Source organism: Trichococcus flocculiformis (assembly GCF_900113645.1).
Classification (GTDB): Bacteria; Bacillota; Bacilli; order Lactobacillales; family Aerococcaceae; genus Trichococcus; species Trichococcus flocculiformis.
The window spans coordinates 64,315-71,290 of record NZ_FOQC01000010.1; the positions used below are offsets into that span (position 1 = coordinate 64,315).

The 6,976-nt window shown below is 44.3% G+C and carries 8 protein-coding genes and 1 other RNA gene; 2 read left to right on the forward strand and 7 right to left on the reverse strand.

The genetic code is table 11. The features are described 5' to 3' along the window. Positions 1-230 precede the first annotated feature (230 nt). From BMZ71_RS06010 to BMZ71_RS06025, 4 genes are all read right to left on the reverse strand, one after another. Positions 231-1,631 (reverse strand): ISLre2 family transposase, encoded by a 1,401-nt coding sequence (locus BMZ71_RS06010; protein ID WP_086988174.1) that lies wholly within the window; start codon positions 1,629-1,631, stop codon positions 231-233. 201 nt (positions 1,632-1,832) lie between these two features. Beyond that, a complete protein-coding gene (locus BMZ71_RS06015) occupies positions 1,833-3,041 on the reverse strand; it encodes an MFS transporter (RefSeq protein WP_086988175.1) in 1,209 nt (402 codons plus the stop codon). Positions 3,042-3,211: 170 nt separating this feature from the next. Continuing rightward, on the reverse strand, positions 3,212-3,412 hold the full coding sequence (locus tag BMZ71_RS06020) for a cold-shock protein (protein WP_068561095.1): 201 nt from the start codon (positions 3,410-3,412) through the stop codon (positions 3,212-3,214). A 216-nt stretch (positions 3,413-3,628) separates the two neighbouring features. Beyond that, positions 3,629-3,829, reverse strand: a complete 201-nt coding sequence (locus tag BMZ71_RS06025) for a hypothetical protein (RefSeq protein ID WP_086988176.1) — start codon at positions 3,827-3,829, stop codon at positions 3,629-3,631. 178 nt (positions 3,830-4,007) lie between these two features. On the opposite strand from BMZ71_RS06025, the gene BMZ71_RS15525 reads away from it, so the two are divergent. Continuing rightward, the gene (locus tag BMZ71_RS15525; RefSeq protein ID WP_086988177.1) at positions 4,008-4,145 is read left to right on the forward strand and encodes an AraC family transcriptional regulator; all 138 of its coding nucleotides are present in this window, start codon (positions 4,008-4,010) and stop codon (positions 4,143-4,145) included. Between the two features lie 70 nt (positions 4,146-4,215). Here BMZ71_RS15525 and BMZ71_RS06035 read toward each other — a convergent pair whose 3' ends face one another. Continuing rightward, complete coding sequence (locus tag BMZ71_RS06035; protein ID WP_086988178.1) at positions 4,216-4,425, reverse strand: hypothetical protein; 210 nt, start codon at positions 4,423-4,425, stop codon at positions 4,216-4,218. A 102-nt stretch (positions 4,426-4,527) separates the two neighbouring features. Continuing rightward, positions 4,528-5,133 carry a YdhK family protein gene (locus BMZ71_RS06040; protein WP_086988179.1) on the reverse strand — a complete coding sequence of 202 codons (606 nt, stop codon included), beginning with the start codon at positions 5,131-5,133 and terminating at the stop codon, positions 4,528-4,530. Between the two features lie 273 nt (positions 5,134-5,406). Here BMZ71_RS06040 and ssrA point away from each other — a divergent pair. Continuing rightward, positions 5,407-5,771, forward strand: a transfer-messenger RNA (tmRNA) gene (gene ssrA / locus BMZ71_RS06050). A gap of 224 nt (positions 5,772-5,995) precedes the next feature. Here ssrA and BMZ71_RS06055 read toward each other — a convergent pair. Beyond that, on the reverse strand, positions 5,996-6,976 hold a 981-nt coding region (locus BMZ71_RS06055; protein WP_143071396.1), incomplete at its 5' end, for an ATP-binding protein.

Genomic DNA, 6,976 nt, shown 5'->3' on the forward strand with positions numbered 1-6,976 from the left:
TTAAATTCATTGTATCATGCTTTATTCAATAATGCAAATCGAAATGGCAAACAGTATGTGTCAATCTTTTCTATGCAAAGTTCAGAAACCTTACTTGTAGTGCCAATTTGAAATTGTTTTAATATTGTCCCTGAAGCTTTGGCGCGCGTCGCTTGCCCTTCCCTCCGGGAATACAGTGAATCAAAAAGCGTAATTCACTGTATTCCCGGAGGATTTGAAGAAAATTCTGATTAACTCGCAAATATTTTCTTCATCATTCCCATGCTGCAGGTCGCGTTCATCGCTGGTATACCAGCCTGTCTAGCGGGTGTCCTCTCTCTGCCAGAATGTTTCTTTAACGCATTTCTGACTGCGAATTTCAGTTTTACCGCTAAACTTTCCGGAACGGTGCGTACTGGCTCCGTTAACGCTTTTTCTAGGGTTCCCATCTTCTTACCTTCAATGATGGAGACCATCGCCCGAGCGCCATCATGGCTCCAGTATTTCCCATTACCTTTCATTCGGTAGCTGTAAGGTCGATGATTACTTTCACAGCTTCCAATTCCCCGGATTCCTTTGCAGGATTCGATTTCTCTTAACGGACGAAGATACGCCCAGTTTCTTTCTAGGTAGGCTGCCAAAAGTCGTAACTCCTCTTTTTGATCTTTCTCCTGTTCTAGCGAGATTTTACTTTCAATCGTATCCAACACAATCGCAATCGAATCCCAATCATAGGACCATAGGGCCTTTTTCAGCGGCAGTTCCATCTCTGGACACCAAGAAAGACGGCTCTTAATCTTTTTGTGAACGTGATAGCGATCCACCTGATGGATATGTTCCTTACACACACCAATTGCCATGGCACAGTCCTCTGCCCGATAACCTGAGCCACCATCGGTGTTCGAAATGACTACCGTATTTTTGAGATCGTAATGACTCCCTAAATAAATCGCTGCTTTCTCCCATGCATCTTTCGCTGATTTCAACGATGACACAAATATCGGATTTTTCAGTTTCTTTCTTTTCCCGCTTGTTGTGACGCCTTCTGCTATTTGGACTCGGTGGATCTCTTCTTTTCTTTTCCCCTTGCCTTTAATGACGATCCCATCGCCTTCTACCAAGAGAAAAGGTACTTCTTTCTGTTCTTCGGGTAATGCCACTTCGTATTCTTCTAAGTTTTGTTTCTCCCACTGCGCTTGCTTTTCTCCTACCGATTTCACAATATTGCCCACTGTTCCATGGCTCATGCTGAACGAAGTCAGTTTAGTGACGGCTTCGGCCACACCGCGGTAGACGCTGCCAGTCACAAGTTCGGCCACTTGCTTTTGTAAAAGGGTAGAGTAGCGCTCGCTTTTATTGAAGCCACAGATGTTATCCAGTGGGAAAAAGCTCTTTTCACCTTTCTTCTTTAAACGTCTACGCATAAACTCGACTGTACCGAATGTGAAAGTAATCGTGCGTGAATCCCTGTTGGCGATACGCCATCCTTCCGCTTTAAACGGAACGTACAACTCGCTATCCAAGGCCTCTAAGGCCTCCTTCATGAGTTGACTTGCAAGATCTGAGAAATAAGCCTGAAGCGTAGTTTCTGCATCAAGCACATGATTTGAATCCTTTATTATGTGGTGAATTTCTGCTATAATTTTTTCCATGAAGACCTTCCTCTACACTAAATTGGCTACCAACCTTTAGTTGTATTGTAAGGTCTTCTTTTGGACTATTTCAACAAAAGAATAGTTTTGCATAGAAAAATTATACACTTAGTGGCAAACAATCTGAAAAACGACAACTTTATTGATAAAAGCCACAACTGACAGGCTGTTTCTCTATTTTTTTCGTGAATCCACTTCCAGTCAAATCTCTTTTGCTTCTTCAGCTCTCTTTTCTGATTTTATTTCCTCCAAGATATAGCTACCGGCAAAGCCCAGCAAGAATAAAATAGCTACGATGACGGCGCTCATACCGGCAAAAATCCCGAATGCATCGGATAAAGCCCCTGTGACCATCGGCATGATGATGGAACCCAAACCACCGATGACCAACAAAGTGCCCAAAGCCATGGGATAGGTCTGCAAGGTTTTCCCGACAGCGGCGATGATCGTCGGATAAATGCCGGCCATCGAGAAACCTACACCAAAAATCGCAAATGTTATCAAACGGACATTTGTTGTGGACAGCAGCAACAAATAGAAAACTGTCGTCCCGGAACAAGTCAACAGCAAAAGGGTTCCCTTCTTAAAGAAGTCACCGTAGAAGGCTGTAAGCAGTCTGCCGGCCAGCATCGCCACCCAAAGGAGCGAAGCTAGGACTTGCGCGTATTCCGTCGTCATCAGATTTGAATCCACAAAATATTTGACCATCCACCCGTTGATGCACGCTTCCGCACACAGATAAAAGAAGAGAATGCCTGCCCCGACCCAAAAGCTTTTCAATTTCAAAAAAGTATAGGAGGTCGCATTCTTATTTTTCACCGCACTATCGCTGAGTTTCATTCTCGAAAAAAGGACCATAGACACGAGGGCCAAGACAATGATAATGCCCGCAGCAACCTTCCAGCCCGAAAGTCCGAACAATCGCGTTGAAAAAATGACCAAAAAAGGTGCGCTCAATGCCCCTACTGCGAAGATACTGTGCAAAAAACTCAGGGCAGCAGGACTGCTGTCCGACACCTCGTTGACTACACTATTGTTGAAATTGGAGATACTTCCCCGGCTGATGCCGGTAAACAGGAAGCCCAATATCAACAGGACTGGATTTCCGGTCATTATCATGATGGCAAAGCCCACCACGACGAAACTGCACAGAAAGATGATTGCTTTTTTTCTGCCTAGATAGACAGGAAGAATCCCCGCCAGAAATCCGGCAGTGAGATTCCCAAGTGAATGGGCGGACAGTAACGTACCACTTACGGTATTGCTTAGGCCATACTCATCACTTATCAACGGTAGCATTGAGCCCAAAATCATTCCGTATAAGCCATTCACCGCAAATACAAAGAAGCAACAAAGCAAGATGTACCTCTCTTGTTTGTCCAATCTGGAATAAAATGTTTCTTTTGCCAATCCTCAAACACACTCCTCAATCATTTTTTTGCACGTAACAATAATTCCTATATGCGCTTACTGCAATCATATCATAAATCTTCATAACCGGATAAGGCTCTGTACCCATCGAACAAATGCAAAAAAAAGAACCTGATCCGAAGATCAGATTCCTAAAAGTTTAATTTGAATTAAGCTTTAACAACGTTAGTTGCTTGAGGTCCACGGTTACCTTCTTCTACGCTGAAAGTTACTGCTTGGCCTTCTTCTAAAGATTTGAAACCTTCAGATTGGATAGCTGAGAAATGTACGAATACATCGTCTCCGTTTTCGCGTTCGATAAAACCAAAACCTTTTTCTGCGTTAAACCATTTTACTGTACCTTGTTCCATAATTGAAAATCCTCCTCGTGCGTCTTGCACTTTATGATACATTGTTGCTAACGTTACGAATCGGAATGTTTTGAAACAATTCTTTTCTGCGCTTCACAAAATGTTAAAGTCATTGTACCATGTATTTTTGGATTGTGCAAGCCCTATCTTGTATTCGTATGATAACTAATTGCAGAAAAAGAGAAGCAATCACTGCTGGATTGCTTCTCTCATAGATTATTTATTTTCTTTATCGAGAATTTCGGATATTTTTCTGTCGACATAATTTAAGCCCATGCTCATGAAATATTCAGCCAGCTCTTCATCGCTGATATTTTTCACTTCGTAGCCGCCCTGTTTTCTTTTTGCGGCATAGCCTTTTCTCATTTTTTCCAGCATATCTTCGGGTAGCTCCACTTGAAATTTCTTCATTGTCATCGCAACCGCCTCCTATGTCATTGTCAGCCTGAACGATCGGATAAGATACTGGTTATATTCCGTATTGATCAGGTAACGCTTTCATTATACCCTTCTTTTCAAAATATATACAGAATTTTGTGCATAAAACAGGATTATATATATTTACAGATAGGCGGATTACTCCTATATCGGCAACATGCTGCTGAAGCACACCACCAGTCCGATAGAAAGCATCAGCGAACAGATTGGCTACAGGAATGTCACTTTCTTTTATCAAAAATTCAAACAAGCCTACGCTATGACGCCGCACGAATACAGGATGAACGTGAATTGAGCGAGCATTTTTGCACTAAACAAAAAATGACCGCTTTCCGGTTAAGGAAACGATCATTTTTATTGTTGGTTTATTTTCTTTTTTTGAACAGATCCCAAATCGAGAACGTGGCTTTTTTATATATTCGGTTGTAGGCCGTCCTTTTGGCGTCGCGGATCAGGCCCATTCCTTGTTTGCCATAGAACGGATTAGTCTTGCGTTTGATCGCCCGCTTCATCTTTCCGGTTGTCCTAGCCTTCAATGAGCGTTTCAGGCTCGGTTTGCGCATACCGAATTTCATGACTACCATCCCTTTCCGATACATGGATGCACTATCATTTTTTTGGATATTTCCGATGAATCATCCGGATGCTTGGTGCTATCGCAAACGATTAATTTATGTTTATTGATCCGCTACCGGCGCAAGCTCTTGTTCAGTCACCCATTTATGATTTTTGATTGTTTCACCTGTGTCTGTAGATATGTAGTCTACCATGTAAACCGTGGTCGACTCAGCGGCATCGATAATGGCAGTAGCGCCGTTCATGCCTTCCATGTGCTCTGCTTCCAGCATCACTTCACTGCCGACGCCAAACGGATCGATACCGGCATCCATGATTTCTTCCTGGATAACCCATTGATGGTTCTCCACTCTTGGATCTCCATTAGTTGGATCATAGGAAACTTCATAGGCTGTCGTGTCGAAGGCTCCAACAATCGTTGCTTCCGCGCCTTCCATATGCCCGGCTTGCATGATGACGGTGTCCCCCAATTTATAGGTCGGATTTTCCGCCTCCATCAACCCTTCCGGAATTTCACCGGAATCGTCATGGACCATATCCCCCATGCCTTCTGAACTGCTGGAGGAAGACTCTTCAACCATGCTTTCCATCGAAACACTTTCCGATCCGACAGAAGCTTCCTCGGTGTTAGTGTCCGTGGAGCAAGCGGCCAATAATACGGTAGCCGATAGACTGAACAAACTCATCAACATTTTTCTTTGTTTCATTTCTATCCATCCTTCCTTAATAGTTGTGCTTGTCACTTATTTACATTGTATAGAAATCGGCTGTATAATTCAAAGGATAGCCCTTCTAGGGAAATCTCTCCAAAATCCTGCGAGTTTCAAAATCCTTCCTTTTCGATTCTGCGCAGCTTTGGGATTCTTGTTTTGACTTGCGGCTTGCGGCACGCTACAAAAATATTTTGTGCATAATACTTGCTTTTTGGCATGGATGACGTATAATATGAAATGCAAGATAACTCTGTGCATTCCCATTACGGGGACGTTACGGATTCGACAGGTATAGGTCGAGCTTTTGATGCGCTCCGTAGGTTACGTCTACGCTAAAACGTTACAGTTAAATACAACTGACAAAACACAAAACAACACTTTAGCTTTCGCTGCTTAATTGTAGCTAGCTAAGATCCTCCTGGTATCGCCCATGTACTCAGATCAGGGTCTCAATGATGTGGGATACGCTGTGACCTTCCATCTGGAGGAATCAGAAGAGATCAATCAGATTAGCCGACAATAATGCCTGTTAAACGGCTAGTTCAAGGCGAATTCCAATAGTTTAACTATGAGCGTAGATTTGGAAGTGCCGATATGCTTGGACACGGGTTCGACTCCCGTCGTCTCCATACTAGTATGAGGCAAACACCCCATAGAAATGCCGATATGAAGCGATTCATTCGGTATTCTGAGGGTGTTTTTTTGTGGTTGTGCGAATTTTTTGGTTTGCCGGACCGACAGTTCGTCTCTGTCTCGGGTGTTTAGGTTACCGTCCTGGTCCAACGACCGACAAAGACAAAAAAAAGAGAAGCGGCTGCCCCAATGAGGCAACTGCTTCTCTTCTCTGCTTTATAGCTTATTTACTCATGTCTTCCAATTGGAAATGGATGGTTTCCATCGCTTGCAGCAATGCTTCTGCTGTATCCAATGAAGTCAAACATGGGATGTTGTTTTCGACTGCTTCACGGCGGATCAGGAATCCGTCGGTCTCGCTTGTCTTACCTTCCGTCATTGTATTGATGACCAGATTGATACGACCATCACGGATAGCGTCAAGAATGTCGTTGCTGTTCTCATTGATTTTTTCAATGACGTCGACTTTGATTCCTTCCGCTTCCAAAGCTTTACCGGTACCTGTCGTAGCAACGATATGGTAGCCTAACGAAATCAAACGTTTCGCCAATGGAATGACTTCTGCTTTGTCTTTATCCGATACCGTCATCAACGCTGTGCCGTAGTCAGGTACGTGCACGCCGGATGCGATGAAGCCTTTATACAAAGCTTTAGGCAAGTTGACATCTTTACCGATGATTTCTCCGGTAGACTTCATTTCAGGTCCCAGAACCGTGTCGACTTTCTTCAGTTTGCTGAAACTGAAGACTGGCATCTTCACGTATACGCCGGATTTCGACGGAACCAGACCTGTCTTGTAACCCATATCCTTCAGTTTCAGTCCCAGAATTCCTTTTGTGGCTAACTTCGCCATCGGAATGCCGGTTACTTTGCTCAAGAACGGGATTGTCCGGCTCGCGCGCGGATTCACTTCGATGATGTAGACGACACCGTTGCTGATGACGAACTGGATGTTCACCAAACCGATGGTGTTCAGCCCTTGCGCCACGCGGATTGTGTAATCTTCAATCGTTTGGATCAGTTCAGCCGACAGATTCTGCGGCGGGTAAACAGCGATCGAGTCGCCCGAGTGGACGCCGGCGCGTTCGATGTGTTCCATGATGCCCGGGATCAGGACGGTTTCGCCGTCGCAGATCGCATCGACTTCCAGCTCTTGTCCGATCAGGTAATGATCGACCAGGACCGGCCGTTCGGGACTGGCCAC